The 15,955-nt window shown below is 70.1% G+C and carries 11 protein-coding genes and 1 tRNA gene; all 12 read right to left on the bottom strand.

Translation table 11 applies throughout. The features are described from left to right. Nucleotides 1–93 precede the first annotated feature (93 nt). The 12 genes from FFT10_RS07360 to FFT10_RS07305 all read right to left on the bottom strand — a co-directional run bounded on the left by FFT10_RS07360 (nt 94) and on the right by FFT10_RS07305 (nt 15,933). Nucleotides 94–2,619 (bottom strand): TonB-dependent receptor, encoded by a 2,526-nt coding sequence (locus FFT10_RS07360; protein WP_162520713.1) that lies wholly within the window; start codon nt 2,617–2,619, stop codon nt 94–96. Between the two features lie 417 nt (nt 2,620–3,036). After that, complete coding sequence (locus tag FFT10_RS07355; protein WP_137732154.1) at nt 3,037–4,863, bottom strand: ABC transporter ATP-binding protein; 1,827 nt, start codon at nt 4,861–4,863, stop codon at nt 3,037–3,039. Nucleotides 4,864–4,868: 5 nt separating this feature from the next. Beyond that, nucleotides 4,869–6,320: an ABC transporter permease gene (locus FFT10_RS07350; protein ID WP_137732153.1), complete on the bottom strand. Its 1,452-nt coding sequence runs from the start codon at nt 6,318–6,320 to the stop codon at nt 4,869–4,871. Next, complete coding sequence (locus FFT10_RS07345; protein WP_137732152.1) at nt 6,320–7,303, bottom strand: ABC transporter permease; 984 nt, start codon at nt 7,301–7,303, stop codon at nt 6,320–6,322. The genes FFT10_RS07350 and FFT10_RS07345 overlap by 1 nt, the downstream gene beginning before the upstream one ends. A gap of 25 nt (nt 7,304–7,328) precedes the next feature. Further along, nucleotides 7,329–9,581 (bottom strand): ABC transporter substrate-binding protein, encoded by a 2,253-nt coding sequence (locus FFT10_RS07340; protein ID WP_137732151.1) that lies wholly within the window; start codon nt 9,579–9,581, stop codon nt 7,329–7,331. Nucleotides 9,582–9,805: 224 nt separating this feature from the next. Continuing rightward, complete coding sequence (locus tag FFT10_RS07335; RefSeq protein WP_137732150.1) at nt 9,806–10,723, bottom strand: LD-carboxypeptidase; 918 nt, start codon at nt 10,721–10,723, stop codon at nt 9,806–9,808. Beyond that, nucleotides 10,720–11,331, bottom strand: a complete 612-nt coding sequence (tadA, locus tag FFT10_RS07330; protein ID WP_137732149.1) for a tRNA adenosine(34) deaminase TadA — start codon at nt 11,329–11,331, stop codon at nt 10,720–10,722. The genes FFT10_RS07335 and tadA overlap by 4 nt, the downstream gene beginning before the upstream one ends. Nucleotides 11,332–11,399: 68 nt before the next feature. Next, nucleotides 11,400–12,371 carry an MBL fold metallo-hydrolase gene (locus FFT10_RS07325; protein WP_137732148.1) on the bottom strand — a complete coding sequence of 324 codons (972 nt, stop codon included), beginning with the start codon at nt 12,369–12,371 and terminating at the stop codon, nt 11,400–11,402. A 173-nt stretch (nt 12,372–12,544) separates the two neighbouring features. Further along, nucleotides 12,545–12,621: transfer RNA gene (locus FFT10_RS07320), tRNA-Arg, on the bottom strand. A gap of 82 nt (nt 12,622–12,703) precedes the next feature. Further along, nucleotides 12,704–13,948 carry a heme biosynthesis HemY N-terminal domain-containing protein gene (locus tag FFT10_RS07315; RefSeq protein ID WP_137732147.1) on the bottom strand — a complete coding sequence of 415 codons (1,245 nt, stop codon included), beginning with the start codon at nt 13,946–13,948 and terminating at the stop codon, nt 12,704–12,706. Nucleotides 13,949–13,965: 17 nt separating this feature from the next. Beyond that, on the bottom strand, nt 13,966–15,078 hold the full coding sequence (locus FFT10_RS07310) for a uroporphyrinogen-III C-methyltransferase (RefSeq protein WP_137732146.1): 1,113 nt from the start codon (nt 15,076–15,078) through the stop codon (nt 13,966–13,968). Nucleotides 15,079–15,132: 54 nt separating this feature from the next. Further along, on the bottom strand, nt 15,133–15,933 hold the full coding sequence (locus tag FFT10_RS07305; RefSeq protein WP_137732145.1) for a uroporphyrinogen-III synthase: 801 nt from the start codon (nt 15,931–15,933) through the stop codon (nt 15,133–15,135). Nucleotides 15,934–15,955: the final 22 nt, after the last annotated feature.

The raw sequence follows: 15,955 nt of genomic DNA, 5'->3' as shown, positions 1-15,955 counted from the left end.
GGATGTGGTCCGGCGCACGCAATGAAAAGGGGCTCCGAAGAGCCCCTTGTTGTCGCGTGCTGGGGCCCCCAGGAGCCCCGTGCCAGCCGGTGATCAGAACTTCATCTCACCCTTCAGGTAGTACTGCTTGCCGTAGGCGTCGTACAGGTAGTAGTTGAACGGCTTCTGGTCGTAGGGCGAACCCACCAGCTGCGGCAGCTTGCCGGTGATGTTGACGGCACCAACGGTCAGCTTCAGACCCTTGACCGGGGTCGCCCAGGCCAGCTGCACGTCATGGGTGACATAGCCGCCGGCCGATCCGCGCACGTCTTCGTTGCGGCCGATGTAGTTGAGGTTCCAGTTCGCCGAAAGGGCACCCATGGACCAGCCGTTGGTCAGCGTCGCGCGCGACTTGGGCTCACCGAACTCACCGTTCTGGTTGATGCCGTTCTCGGTCCACTTGGTGCGCTCGGACCAGGTCAGCTCATGCTCGAACTTGCCCCAGCCGCCCACCGAGTGGCGGAACAGCACGCTCAGGTCGACACCGGCCGCCTTCAGCGTGCCTTCGTTGGACAGACCGCTGACGATCTGCACGATGGCGCCGGTGGCCGGATCGCGGGTGATCGACAGGGCAGCCGGGATGGGCAGCGGGCTGTCGCCGTTGTCGCGGTCGACGATTTCCTGGGCATCCACGAACGACAGCGTGTTGGTGATCGTGGTCGACCAGTAGTCCACCTTCACGCTGAACGCCGGCGTCACGTCCCAGATCGCGCCCAGCGAGAACTGCTTGGACTTCTCCGACTTCAGGTTGGGGTTCGAGATCCGCAGGCCGTTGATCTGGAACTCCTCGCTCAGGCACTCGGCGACGGTGAAGCCACCGTCGGCAGCGCAGTGGCGCGGATCGACGATGGTGTCGGCGCTGAACGACGGCTTGGTGTAGAGGCTGGGCAGGCTGGGTGCCCGGAAGCCGCGGCCGGCGCTGGCGCGCAGCGACAGGTTGGGCATCACCTTCCACTTCATCGACGCCTTGGGCGAGAAATCGCTGCCGTAGTCGGAGTACTTCTCGTAGCGCGCGGCCACCGTCGCCTCGAGGTTGCGGGTGATCGGCATGAACATCTCGGCCGTCAACGCATCGACCGAGCGGCTGCCGGACGCCGAGCTGCCGGAGCTGCCCAGTACCTCACCGGCCTCGCTCAGCGAGTCGTAGATGTCCTTGTAGGTCTGCTTGCTGGTCTCCAGGCCCACGTACAGGCGGGCATCGCCGCCGCCCAGCTTGAACAGGCTGGTCTGGGCATTGGCATAGAAGTCGGTCTGCGCCCACAGGCCGTCGCGGCCGGTGGTGGTGGTGATCGACTTCAGCACTGTGTCGCTGTTGGCGAAGGGGTCGGCGATGTTGTAGGTGCCGTTGTTGATCGCGGCCGTGGCGAGGCCCTTGACGATGAAGCCGCGGCCGGTCTCGACGAACTTGCTGGTGGTGCGGCGGGCGCCGAAGTCGACGTCGAAGCCAAGCACCGAGCCCTGGGCGCCAACCGTCAGGTCGACCAGGGTGGCGTCGGTGGAGGTGTCCCGGTTACCGGCCGCCGCGAAGCGGTGGGCCAGGTACAGCGTCTCGGGACCGGCAAAGCCCAGCAGGTTGCCGGCGCCGGCCTTGTCGATCACGATCGAATCAGGCACCGGCGCATAGCGGCCGAAGCTGGTGTTGTTGGTGCTCGACACGTTGGCATAGGCCGACCAGTCGCGGCCCACCTTGATCTCGCCACGTGCGAACACCGACTTGGTGGCCAGCGCCGCTTCGTCGGCCGCCACCAGGTTGAAGTCATAGCGGCAGCGGCTGCCCGCGCCGATGTAGAAGCCCTTGTCGGGGAAGTCGCAGGTCCCTGCCGCGCCCAACGAGGTGCCGTTGCTCGGCGAGAAGGCGTAGCCACCCTTGCCATCGGCCACGCCCTTGTAGAAGCCGTTGGAGAACGACGAGGCACCGACGGCAGCACCCCAGGGGTAGTCGCGCACGAAGATGATGTCGCGCGAGGTCTTGGACGCGCCGAAGACGATGCGGCCCTTGTCGCTGGCCATGCCGCCGATGACAGACGCCTCGGTGCGGTCACCGCCGGTGATCGAGGGCTTGGTCTCGCCGTAGTTCAGCACCAGGCCTTCGAAGTCCTTGCGCAGGATGACGTTCACCACGCCACCGATGGCGTCCGAGCCGTAGATGGCCGATGCGCCGTCGGTCAGGATTTCGATCTTCTCGACCGCTGCCATCGGGATCGAGTTCATGTCGGCCGAGTCGCCGACGTTCGGCGCCTTGGCGACGCGGCGGCCGTCCACCAGCACCAGGGTCCGCTCGCTGCCCAGGCCACGCAGGCTGACGCCCGAGAACGACTGCGCCGTGCTGCCCGACTGCGGACGGAAGCTGCCCGACGAGGTGAAGGTGGTGTTGCGGATGAACTCGGCCACGGTGACCGAGCCGCTGGCCTCCAGGTCGGCACGCGTGTAGGTGGTGACCGGCTGCGAGCCCTCGATGTCGGCGCGCTTGATGCGCGAGCCGGTGATCTCGACCGTCTGGCTTTGCGCGTAGGCGGCGCCACCGACAACAGTGCTGAGGGCGAGCATCACGCCCATGCTGACTTTGCTGCGTTTGAACATGGAAAGGCTCCTGGATGAGAGAGCGTTGGATCCGTGGATCGACATGCCACCTGCCCGGCAGGGCTGGTTGTGTGAACCAACCATGCTGGACGGTGAGCGGAATGTGAAAGGATTCTCTCTGCTGCCCACGAGCCCCCTGTTCTAGGGAAACCCTCGTGAATCCCGGCGTCGCGCAAGTCGCGCAGCAACTTGGTGCAGCCATGCACCTGCAAGCACCAAAAAATCCTGATCTGACAGGCACTTGCACCGCACCACCCGCAGATCGCCGGCACCTGGCCGAAACCGCTCTAGAGGTTCGCCCCTAGTTCCCAGGGCCCAACAGCGTTGGTACGTCGCAACACGACAGCTGCCGGACGGTGTCTGCAGCCCACCACCGCAAGCGGGTTGTCCGGTTCCACTGCACCAACCGGGCCCGGGTTACAGCCGAGGTACGGCCGCCAGCAGCGTGCGGGTGTAGTCGTCCACCGGCCGCTCCAGCACATCGGCGCAGGCGCCCTGTTCGACGATGCGGCCGGCGCGCATCACCGCCACGGTGTCGGCGATGTACTCCACCACCGCGATGTTGTGGGTGATGAACAGGTAGCTGACACCCAGTTCGCGCTGCAGCTCGCGCAGCAGGTTCAGGATCTGGGCCTGCACGCTGACGTCCAGCGCCGAGGTGGGCTCGTCGCAGACGATCAGCTTCGGGTTGACCGCCAGTGCGCGGGCGATGGCGATGCGTTGGCGCTGGCCGCCGGAGAACTCATGCGGCCAGCGCTGCAGCGCCTCGCGGCGCAGGCCCACCTGCTCGGCGATCGCCTCGATGCGCTGGCGCCGGTCGGCCGGCGTGGTGCCGGGCTGCAGCGCGGCCAGGCCTTCGTCGAGGATCTCGGCCACCCGCATGCGCGGGTTCAGGCTGGCGAACGGATCCTGGAAGATGATCTGCACCGTGCGGCGGGCTTCGCGCAGCGCCGCGCCTTCCAGGTCGAACAGGTTCTGACCGTTCAGAAGTGCCTGGCCGTTGATCTGGGCCTGGCCACGCAGCAGCTGCACGATGGCCTTGCCGGTGGTGGTCTTGCCGCAGCCCGATTCGCCCACCAGCGCCAGCGTCTGCCCGGCGGCCACCTGGAACGACACGCCCTTGACCGCATCGAAGCGCGGCGGCTGCTTCTGCAGGAAGCCCTTGCGCAGCTGGAAGCTGACACTCAGACCGGTGACCTGCAGCAGCGGTGTGGTGCCTGCCCCGGCGGCAACGGCCGCCGGCGCGGCCGTGGACAACGGCGCCGCAGCCGGCGCCACCAGCCCCGGTCCGCCGGGCTGCAGCAGCAGGCAGCGCACCTGGTCACCCGCCGGCCCCGCCAGTGCCGGCTGCTGGCTGTGGCAGGCCGGCTGGGCAAAGCCGCAGCGCGGCGCGAAGCGGCAGCCGGTGAAGGCCTGCGTCAGCGGCGGCACGGTGCCGGCAATGGCGGCCAGCGCCTGGCCACGGCGGCCGCTGTCGGGCAGCGCCCGCAGCAGGGCCTGGGCATACGGGTGGCGCGGGCTGGCGAAGAACTGCGCCGCGGGCGCCACCTCGATGATCTGGCCGGCATACATCAGCGCCACATGGTGGGCCATGCCGGCCACCACCGCCAGGTCATGGGTGATCAGCAGCAGGCCCATGCCCTGCTCGCGCTGCAGGTCGCGCAACAGATCGAGGATCTGCTTCTGGATGGTGACGTCGAGCGCGGTGGTGGGCTCGTCGGCCACCAGGTAGTCGGGCTCGGCCGCCAGCGTCATCGCGATCATCACGCGCTGTTTCTGGCCACCGCTCATGCGGAAGGGGTAGTCGTCGAAACGGCGCTCGGGCTCGGGGATGCCGACGCGGCGCAACCAGTCGATGGCCTTGGCGCGGGCCGCATCGCCGCGCAGGGCGGTGTGCGTCTCGATGGTCTCGCGCATCTGCTGGCCGACCGTCAGCACCGGGTTCAGGCTGGTGCCGGGCTCCTGGAAGATCATGCCGATGCGGCCGCCGCGCACGCTGCGCATGGCCGATTCGGGCATGCCCAGCAGGTCGTCGCCGTCGAGCGTGATGTCGCCGCCGGTGACCGCGCCGCTGTCGGGCAGCAGGCGCATCAGGGCCAGCGCCGTCATGCTCTTGCCGCAGCCCGATTCGCCCACCAGGGCGAAGGTCTCGCCCCGGCGGATGGCCAGGGCCAGGCCGTCGATGGCGCGCACGATGCCGGCCTCGGCATCCAGTTCCACTTGCAATTGATCGATGGCGAGCATGGCGTTCAGGCCTTGGCAGCCGGCTTGCGGCCCAGGATGCGCGGCCGCATGGCGCGTGACCGCGGGTCGAAGGCATCGCGCACACCGTCGGCAAACAGGTTGGCCGCCAGCACCAGGGCCACCATGAAGCCGAAGGCCGCGGCGAAGCTCCACCACACCACCGGGTCGCGGCTCATCTCGCTGCGGGCCAGGTTGATCATGCCGCCGAAGCTGCTGGTGCTGGGGTCGACACCCACGCCCACGTAGGTGAGCACGGCCTCGTAGAGGATCAGGTCGCTGAAGTTCAGCACCGTGGTGATCAGCACCAGGTGCATCACGTTGGGCAGGATGTGGCGGCCCATGATCCTGGCCGGCGGCACGCCGAAGGCGGTGGCGGCCTGCACGAATTCCAGCTCGCGCAGCTTCAGCGTCTCGGCCCGCACCAGGCGGCACAGCGTGGCCCAGCCGGTCACGCCCAGGATCACGCACAGCAGGAAGACCTTCAGGTCAGCCCGCTCGGCGCCGGTCTCGAACCACTCGGGGTGCTTGTCCAGCGCCACCTGCACCATCAGCACGCAGGCGGCGATCAGCAGCACGTTGGGAACGCTCGACAGCGTGGTGTAGAGGTACTGCACCACCTCGTCCACCCAGCCGCGGTACCAGCCGGCCAGGATGCCCAGCACCACCGCGATCGGCAGCGTGGCCAGGGTGCTGAGCATGCCGATGACGAAGGCGGTGCGGATGCTCTTGAGCGTCTGCACCAGCACGTCGTTGCCGGTGCGGTCGGTGCCGAACACATGGTAGTGGCCGGCCAGCGCCACCACCGCGCCGCCGGCCACGCACACCACGGTACAGGTCAGCAGCAGCGCACGCACAGGGTAGGTGGTGCGGTCGGCGGCGATGGCGCGCCAGGCCGCACCGGTGCCGCCATGGGCGCGGCGCAGCAGCGCTGCCGCGCCCAGGCTGGCCAGCAGCGCGATGCCCAGGCCGGCGATGGCGCCGGTGCCGCCGCGCCGCCACAGGTCGGCCTCCCACTGGCTGGCGGGGTCGGTCAGGTGGGCGCCGCCGTGGATCAGCCGCGGCAGCGCGCGCACCGTCTGGCCATCGCGGGTGACGGTCTGCTTGGTGATCGCCAGGTAGGCCAGCGGCGCCGAGTAGGTGGTCTCGCGCATGCTGATCGGCCGGGCCAGCACCAGGTCGAGCAGGCTCTCGGTGCGGGTGTCGTAGAACACCTTGCCGGCGGCCTGCGCCTCGGTGGACGGCAGGGCGCGGCGGAAGTGCACGCTGTCGAGCAGGGTGACGATGACGAACAGCCCCAGCACCAGGGCCGAGCACATGGCCGGCGCATCCCGCAGCACGCGGCGCCAGGTGGCACGCAGGGTGTCGTGCCGCGCCACGCGGATGCCGTAGCCGGCGATGGCTGCGAACAAGGTCCACAGCGCCACGTCGGTCCAGAGGATGACGAACTTGAATCCCATCATGACAACCTCACCCGCGGGTCCACCCACGTGTAGGCGATGTCGATCAGCACATTGCTGGCGATGTACAGCGCCGCCCCCAGGAACACCATGGTGCGCACGATGGCGAAGTCCTGGCCCGAGATCGCCTCGATGACGAAGGCGCCCAGGCCGGGGATGCCGAAGAAGCTCTCGAACACCAGGCTGCCCATGAACACATAGGGCAGGTAGGCACCGGCGCTGGTGATGATCGGGATCAGCGCGTTCTTCAGCACATGGCGGAACAGCACCACCTGCTCGGACAGGCCCTTGGCGCGGGCGGTGCGCACGTAGTCGCGGCCGATCTCCTCCAGGAACATCGCCCGGTACAGCCGGGCCTCGCCGCCCAGCCGGGCCAGCAGGCTCAGGAAGATCGGCAGCGCCAGGAAGCGCACCGCATCCAGCCCGCCGGCGAAGCCCGAGATCGGCACCAGCCGCAGCACCCGCGAGAAGAAGTACTGGCCGACGATGATGTAGAACAGGCTGCTGATCGACAGCATCAGCACGCACAGCACCACGCCCCAGAAATCGATGCGGCTGTGGCGGAAGTACACCAGCATCAGCGAGAAGCTGACGCTGACGATCAGCTGCAGGATGAACAGCGGCAGCGCCAGCTGCAGGCTCACGCCCATGCGGGTGGCCACCTCGTGGCCGATGTCGGTGGACCGGGCCGAGTCACTGCGGCCGAAGTCCAGCAGCATCAGTGACACGCTGCGCTCCCACAGCACGGTGCGGGTGATCTTGTCGGTGCCCTGCGCCTCGGCGTTGAAGTACAACGGCCTGTCGTAGCCGCGCTCGGCCTTCCACTTGTCGATCTGCTCCTGGGTGATGCGCTTGCCGCCGATGTTCAGCCGCGCCATGTCGTCGGGCGTGTTGACGGTGAAGAACAGGAAGAAGGTGAGCAGGTTGACGCCGATCAGGATCAGCAGGCCGTAGCCCATGCGGCGCAGGATGTAGCGGAACATCGTCTCGGTCTCGGTGCAGTGCCGGTCAGGCCGGCGCGCGGCGGCGGGCGGTGGCCGTCTCGCGCTGGCGCACGCTGCGCCGCGCGGCCCAGAGCAGCGCCAGCACGCCGATGGCCACGATCACCAGCGGCCAGCGCACCGGGGCATTCCACGCAGCCTGCTTGGCGGCGCGCAGGGCCGGATCGACCCGGTAGTACTTGGCCATGTCGCGGATCAGGATGCTGGGCTTGCCGTTGTGCACCCACTGCTGGAAGGCCAGGCCGCCCCAGGGAAAGTAGCCGAAGGCCCAGGGCGCGTCCTGCTGCAGGATGGCCACCATGCGGTCCAGCGCGGCCTGCTTGGCCGGGCCGTCGTCCAGCATCTGCACCTGGCGGTGCAGGGCGTCGTACTCGGCGTTCTGGTAGTTGCTGATGTTCTCGCCGTTGTTCTTGCTCTTGGAATTGGGGCCGTAGAGCAGGAAGGTGAAGTTCTCGGCATCCGGGTAGTCGGCCAGCCAGCCGGCCCAGTAGATCTGGTGCTTGCCCTTGAGCGTCTTGTCCTGGTACTGGTTGAAGTCGGTGGCACGGATCTCCAGCTGCACGCCCAGCTTGGCGAACTGCTTGACCATCCAGTCGTTCTCGCTCTTGAACTCGGGCGTCACCGCACGCTGGAAGTCGTAGTTCAGCACCAGCGGCTTGCCGGTCACCGCATCGCGCCCGCCGGGGTAGCCGGCCTCGGCCAGCAGCACCTTGGCCTCCTCCACCGAGCGGCGCACCACCTTGCCGTCGACCAGCTTGTGGGTCACCGGGTTGTGGAACGTGCCCTCGCCTTCCCGCGAGCCGAACAACCCCGGTGGCAGCGGGCTGTGCGCCGCCACGCCGCCCTTGTGCTTGAAGATGCGGCCGTAGCCTTCCTCGTAGTCGATCACGATGGCCAGGGCCTGGCGCAGCTTGCGGTTCTTCTCGGCCTGTTCGGGCGTGCTGCCCTGACCCACCACCGGGTCGAGCATGTTGAAGCCCAGGTACCAGTTGCTGATGTCGGTCATCAGCGGGAACTGGAAGCCACGCGCCTTGAACAGCGCCGCCACGGCATCGGAATCATCGGCGTCGTTGCGGAAGTCCACGCCCCACTCGGGCCGCTCGATCTCGGGCACGTCCAGGAAGCCCTGCTTGAACTTCTCCTTGCGCGCCACCTTCTCCTTCTCGATGGTGACGTACAGCGTGTCGATGAACGGCATGCGCTTGCCGCAGTCGTCGAGCAGGCCGGCCTCGCGGTCGCCGGGCATGCCTTCGCAGGGGTAGAGGTCTTCGCGGTAGTTCGGGTTGCGCACCATCACATGGCGGCGGTCGCGCACGAACTCCTTCATCATGTAGGCACCGCTGCCCACCGGCCACTGGTTCAGGCTCAGGCCGGCCTCGTTCATGCCGGGCTGGGCGTAGAAGGCATCGGCCTCCCAAGGCACCGGCGCGGTGAAGGCCATGGCCATCCAGTAGTTCCACTGCGGGTATTTGCCCTTCAGGCGGATGCGCAGCAGGTGCTTCTCCGGCGCGGTGGCGCCGGCCAGCGGCCAGCGCCGGAAGTCGAGGAAGGGCTTGTCGCGGATGTCGGCGGGCAGGCCGGACAGCAGCTTGGCATCTTCCTGCTTGACCAGGGCGGCATAGTCCTTCAGGCCGACCACGTACTCGGCAAACACGGCGAACACCGGCGCCTCGATGCGTGTGGTGGCGTGGCGCTTGAGCGCGTAGACGAAGTCCTCGGCCACCACCTCGCGGGTGCCCTGGTGCTCGAAGTCCCAGGGCGAGCGGCGCTGGCCCAGGGCGTCGCGGGTCAGCGGCGTGTCGGAGTGGTAGCGGTACTTGCCCTGGGCATCGACCGCAAACGCCGGGTGCGGCTGGAAGCGCATGCCGGGCTTGATCGGCACGTCGTAGACGCTCTCGGCGATCTGCTCGCCCGGCGCATCCTCGGGCAGGGTCTGACCGTTCTTGTCCAGGTAGCGGGGCTTGGCCACGGCGGCGGCCGACTTGGGCACCAGCTGGTACGGCCGCTTCAGGTAGTGGTAGCCGTAGGGCGGGTCGTACGCCTGCATGGTGTACGCCGTCTCGGGATTGGAGTACGAGGCGGTCGGATCCAGGTAGCGCGGCGAGCGCTCGTCGAACGAGTAGAACAGCGTGTTCTCGCGCTCGGCCCCAAGCGGGTAGGGGTTGTTGTTGCAGCCGGCCGCCAGCAGGGCCGACGCCAGGCCCAGCGCCAGGCCGGCGCGGCGCCACCACACAGTGCAGAGAACAGCGATGCCGCGCATGCGGACAGCTCCTGGAGCAAATCGACGGCGGAGGCCTGGTCAGCCTCCGCCGGTCAGCCATGAATGACATCGCCTCGGCAGGGCCTGCTTGTGGCCGACCCTTGCGAGGCGATGTGCCATTCTAGGGGGCGCCCGCGGGGCCAGCCCCCCGGGTTTCAGCCCATGACCGGGCATTGGAGTGGCCGCTCTACCCCCGCGAAACCAGGGGGAGGACGGCGCCAGGCCTACCAGCCCAGCAGCACGTCGCGGCCCTGCACCAGCAGCTGCACCCTGGCGCCCACCGGCAGGCTCAGTTTGGTGGGCACATGGCCGAACGGCAGGCCGGTGAGGATGGGCGTGGCGCACACGCTGCGCAGGTGGGCCACGGCGGTCTTCAGCGTGTAGCCGCGGTCCAGCGGGCTCTTGCGCCAGCCGCTGAAATCGCCCAGCAGAACAGCCTTTTGCCGGGCCAGCACGCCGGCCTGGTGCAGCTGCAGCAGCGCGCGCTCGACACGGTACGGATGCTCGTTGACGTCCTCCAGGAACAGCACGCCACCGCTCACCTTGGGCCAGTGCGGCGTGCCCAGCAGGCTTTGCACCATGGCCAGGTTGCCGCCCCACAGCCGGCCCTTCACATCCAGCCCGTCGAAGCCGGCCTCGGTGCGGAAGCCCACGGCCTCCAGCTCGCCCGACATCGCCTCGCTGAAGCAGCCCACGGTCACCTCGTCGGTGCCGCCGGCATCGTCAGCGCGGCCGAAGTCGTCGCAGGCCATCGGCCCCTGCCAGAGGCCGTGGCGGGGGGTGGCACCGGTGTGGGCCAGCAGGCCCAGGTGCAGCGCGGTCAGGTCACTGTGGCCCACCCAGCGGGTGCCCTGCTCCACCGACCGGGCGAGCAGCGGCCAGTCGATGCGGTCGAGCAGGCGGGTGAGGCCGTAGCCGCCGCGGCAGGCCAGGGCCACCGACGGCGCCGCGGCCGCCACCCGGTGGATGGCCGCCAGGCGGGCGTCGTCGTCACCGGCAAAGCGCTGGTGGCGGCCGCGCACGCTGGGGTCCATCGTCACCGTGAAGCCCAGCGCGCCCAGGCGCTGGCGCGCCAGCTTCAGCGCGGCGGTGCGCAGTTCCACCCCGGCGGGTGCGTAGACATGCAGGCTGGGCAGGCTCATTGGGTGGATGCGGAAGGAGGATCGAAGGTGCTGCCGTGCTGCAGCTCGGTGGTCTCGCCGACCGGGATCACCGCTGGGTCGGCAGTCGATGCCGCAGCAGCCCGCAGCGCATCACGCTCGGCCCGCTGCTGGGCCCGGCGTTCGGCGAAGAACTGGCGCAGCAGGGCCGATGCCGGCTCGGCCAGCACGCCGCCGACCAGGGTGGTGTGGTGGTTCAGCTGGCGCTCGGCGAACAAATCCACCACCGAGCCGGCAGCGCCGGTCTTCGGGTCGGTGGCGGCGAACACCACCCGCTTGAAGCGCGCATGCAGCAAGGCCATCGCGCACATAGCGCAGGGCTCCAGCGTCACGTACAGCGTGCAGTCGGGCAGGCGGTAGTTCTGCAGCAGCTGGGCGGCGTGGCGCAACGCCACGATCTCGGCATGCGCCGTCGGGTCGTGGGTGGTGATCGGTCGGTTGTAGCCGGTCGCCAGCACCTGCGGGCCGGTGGCGGTGTGCCGCAGGATCACCGCGCCCACCGGCACCTCGCCGGCCAGCTGGGCGTTCAGGGCCTGGTCCAGCGCCAGGCGCATGCCCAGTTCGTCGGCGGGGTCGGGGGTGTCGGGCATCGGTGGCAGCACAGCGGCGAGCCACCGATGGTACGGCCGGCACGCTCAGGCGCCGGGCCGGACGGCGGTCAGGCCAGCGGCGTGAACGCGTAGCCGTTGCCGGCCGCCGCCACGCGGCCGAAAGCCGGGAACGGGAAGTGGAAGCCGCCGATCATCGCGTTGGCCGACAGGATGCGCGCGAAGGTCTCGCGCCGCACCTTGCGGGCCGCCTCGGCGTCCATGTCGAAGGTCACGGCCCAGTCGGGGTTGCGGGCGAACAGCGCCGGCACGTTGGTCAGATCACCCACGTAGTTGAAGGTCTGACCGGCGCTGCTCACCTCGAACAGGGTGTGGCCCGGCGTGTGGCCGAAGGCGGCCACCGAGCGCACGCCCGGCGCCAGCTCGCTGCCGGGCTCGAAACGCACCAGCATGTCGGCAGGCATCTGGGCGAAGGTGCGGCGCACGTTGTTGAAGGCGCCCTTCATCGCGTCGGGTGCGGCGGCCATCTTCGCGTCATCCATCCAGAACGCATGCTCGGGCGCCGGCACCATCACCTTGGCCTTGGGGAAGATGTACTCGCCGGCCTTGTTGCGCAGGCCGTTGATGTGGTCACCGTGGTAGTGGGTGATCAGCACGGTGTCGATGTCCTGCGGGCCGAAACCGGCGGCGCGCAGGTTCTCCAGCAGCTTGCCGGTGGTGGGGCCGCCGTGGTCACCCAGACCGGTGTCCATCAGGATGCGGCGCCCGCCCGCCACCACCAGGAACGGCGTGAAGGGGATGTCGATGTAGTCGGTGGGCAGGCCTTGCGAGGCCAGCAGCGCCCGCACCTCGGCGATGGGCGCGTTCTTGACGAATTCCTCGCCCAGCGGACGGCGCGCGATGCCATCGATCAGCGAGACGATCTCGACGTCGCCCAGCTTGGTGCGCCGGAAGCCGGGCGTGGGCAGCGTGGGCGTGCCCAGGTTGGGCGCGTTCTGGGCCCAGGCGGGCACAAAGCTGCCGGCGGCATAGGCCATGGGTGCAAGCAGGCCCGCGGTGAGCAGGCGACGGCGCTGGATCATGTGTGACTCTCCGGTCGGTTGTTGAACTCAACCGTCTATGTTCGCCGCAGCGGGAAAGTCCGGGCCGGCGAAGGGCTTTGCCGGCCGCATCGCGGTCGCGCCATCCCGGCGCCAGAAAGACAAACGGGTCAGCCCTTGTGGAGCTGACCCGTCGGTCTAGAACAGCAATGTTCTGGTGCGGCTGGCAGGAATCGAACCCACGACCCCTTGGTTCGTAGCCAAGTACTCTATCCAGCTGAGCTACAGCCGCGAAGCCTCGCAGTCTACAGCGAAATTCGACCTTTGCGCCAGCCTCGTCTGCTGTTGCAGCAAAAAAAGTTGCTGCGGCTGGATCAGTCCTGCGCCGCGGCCTGGCGCAGGCAGTCGAGCGCACGGGCGTCGTCGCCCTCCTCGGTGGCCAGGCGGGCCAAGGCGCGCCAGGCCTGGCGGCGGGCGCGCGGCTGCAGCTGCGCATCCTTGGCGGCGATCTCCAGCGGCCGGCGCGCCTTGCCCCACAGCTGCCGCTCGGCCAGCACCGCGCCCACGGCCGCCTGCACCGCCGCCTCGGTCGGATGGCTGCGCTGGGCAGTCTCCACCCGCGCCAGCCAGTCCGGCCCGAGACCGGCCACCACGTCGACCAACGCCAGGGCCACCTCGGCACGGCCGTCGGCACCGAGGCTGTCGAGCCGGTCCCACAGCGGGCGCAGCCAGGCGCGGCCATCCTCCGCCGCCTGCAGCTGGGCGGCGCGGCGGGCAGCGCGGGCGGCGACGAAGGGATCGCGCTGGTCAGCGGCGTCGAAATCCTGCCAGGCGCGGCGCAGCTGGTCGGCGTCATGGGTGGCATCCAGCGCCTCGATGGCCAGCGAGCGCAGCAGGCCCTGGGCCGCGGTGCTGGAGAACGCCTGGTGGTTGGCCAGCAGGCGCGCGGTGTGCAGCGCATCCATCGGCCGGCGCTCCAGCCGGGCGGCCTGCAGCTTCAGCCGCAGCGCCTGGGTGCGGCGGGCCACGCCGGGCTGCAGCTCGGCCAGCAGGGCCTCGGCGCGTGGGCCGTCGCGGTCGTCCAGCGCCCATTCGGCGGCCAGCAGGCGCGCGCCGTCGTCCACCGCCTGGCTGGCGCCGCGGCGGCCCGGGCGCAACGCGCGGCGCAGCAGCTCGTCGCGGCGGCCACGGTTCTGCAGGCGGTGCAGGCTGCCGGCGGCCAGCAGCTGGGCCAGGGTGCGGAACTCATGGTCGTCGCCGGCGTCCTGGCGGTCGTCCTGGATGGCGATGGCGCGCTGCGCGGCCTTGTGCGAGCGGCCGTAGCGGCCGCTGAAGTACTCGGCCAGCGCCTCGCGCAGGGCCGCCTGGGCCGCGCGCTCCAGCCGCAGCAGGCGCCATTCGCGGGCCCGGGCCGGCAGCCCGATCAGGGCATTGACCGCCTGCACCGCCGTCATCAGCGCAAAGCCGGTGGCCAGGGCGCCGAGGATGAACAGGTTGAGCGACAGGTCGACCCGCCAGCCTTCCCAGTAGAACGAGGCCATGCCGGCGTTGTCGCCCAGCGTCAGCGCGGCGACCACCGCCACCGCGAACAGCAGCACCAGCCAGACGACGTTGCGCACCGCTGCAGCCCCTGTGCCTAGCGGCCGGCCTGCGCGGCCGACAGGGCCGCCAGCGTCTCGTCGGGCCGTGGCAGGTTCACCTGCCGGGCCTGGCCCGCCACCTGGCGCACCAGGTCGGCCGTCAGCACCACGCGCCGGGCGCTGCGGTCGAAGTAGCGGTCGAGCGCGTTGGTGGCGTCGCGCAGGTCGGCCTGGGCGGTGTCGAACTGGCGCGACAGCAGCGCCAGGCGGGCGTTGAGCAGGCGCAGCTTCAGGTTCTCGCGCAGGAACCAGGCCTGCTCGGGCGCGATCAGCGCAGCCTCGGGCTGCTCGATGCGGGTCACCCGCACCAGGGTCTTGACCTCGCCCCAGACCCGCTCACCGACCCAGGCGCCCTGGGCCTGCAGCCAGGGCCACCAGCCGGCGGCCGATGCCGGTGCGGCCGGCGCCGACGCCGCCGCCGCGCCCGGTCGCGCCGGCGGCGCCGGACGGCGCTCGGGCTGGGCCAGCAGCGGCAGTTCGTCGACGGTGCGGATGGCCTCGTCGAGCTTGATGGTGAGGCTGGCGATGTCGCTGACCGCCACCGCGCGCACCCGGTCCAGATCGCGCGCCAGTGCGCGCCGCACCCGCTCCACCCGCGGCTGGTTCATGCGCGCCAGGCGCTCCTCGCTCTGGCGCAGCGCGGCGGCCAGCGGCTCGGCGCTGCCGGTGATGGCGCTCTGCTGCACGGCCACCCGCACCGCGGCGTCGACGTCGGCCAACACGTTCTCATCCCGGCTGCGCGACAGCTGCTGGATCAGCTCTTCCAGCTGGGTGCGCTGCAGCGCGGTCTCGGCCACGCGGCCGTCCAGCAAGGCCACCTTGGATTCCGCCGCGCGGGCCAGCTCCTGCGCCTGCTGGGCCATCGCGCGGGCTTCGATGGCCTGGCCCTGGCTGTCCTGCTGGCGGCGCACCAGCTCCTGCTCCAGGCTCTTGATGCGCTGCTGCCCCAGCAGGGCCAGGGTGATGGCCACGAGCACCAGGCCACCCAGCACGGCCAGCGTGGCCCACCAGGCGCCCGGCACAGTGATGACCGGCGCCGCTGCGGCTGGCGCGGGCGCCGCTGCGGGCTCGGCAGACGCGGGGGCGGCGGTTGGGTTGGACTCGTTCACTGGGGCGCGATTGTATCGGCGGCCCCCTGGCCGCCACCCATGGCGCAGCGCCGGTCAGGCGGCGCTGCCGCCCTGCAGCAGCGCAGCCACGGCCTCGGGCGTGGGCGCCACCGTGTGCACCCGCTGCAGGCCCAGCTGGCGGGCGGCTTCGGCAATGCGCGGGTGGGTGGCCAGGGCACGGGCCTGTGTCCAATCGGCGCCTGGCGCCAGCTGCGGCAGGTGGCCCACCGCCTCGCTGCTGGAAAACAACCAGCAGAAGGCGTCTGGCCGGGCCAGGGCCTGGACGAGCAGGGCTTGCGCGGCGGCATCAGGCACCGGCACGGTGCGGCGGTAGGCCTCCACAAAGTGCACCTGCGCGCCCTGCTGGCGCAGCACCTCGGCCAGCCAGTCGCGACCGGACTCACCGCGCACCACCAGCGCCGCGCTGCCCGGCCAGCGGCAGCGGTGCTGCAGCACTGCCCACAAGGCCTCCGAATCGAACTGTCCGCCGTCATCGGCCGGGCTGCACAGTGCCGCCGCCGGCACGCCGGCCTGCTGCAGCGCCAGGCGCGTGCCCAGTCCAGGCGCGGCGGCCACCAGGCCGGGCGGCCAGGCGGTGCCCGCCGGCTGGCTGGCAACGAAGCGCTGCACCGCGCTGGGGCTGACGAACATCACCATCGCCAGCGGGCGCTGCTGGTCATCGTGGCCATCGGCGATGGCCCGCCAGGCGGCCTGCACCGGCGCCGGATCGGCCGGGCCGTCGATGCCCAGCAGCGGGAAGGCACTGGCCGTCACGCCCAGCGCCTGCAGCCGGGACACCCAGTCGTCGGCCTGCGGCTGCGGCCGGGTCACCAGCAGTTGGGGCAGACCGGCCATGGCGGAGCGCGCGGCGGCGCCA

The organism is Pseudaquabacterium pictum (assembly GCF_005403045.1).
GTDB lineage: Bacteria > Pseudomonadota > Gammaproteobacteria > Burkholderiales > Burkholderiaceae_C > Pseudaquabacterium > Pseudaquabacterium pictum.
Note: the sequence above shows the minus strand (reverse complement) of the source record. Positions and strands in the feature narration are given on the sequence as shown.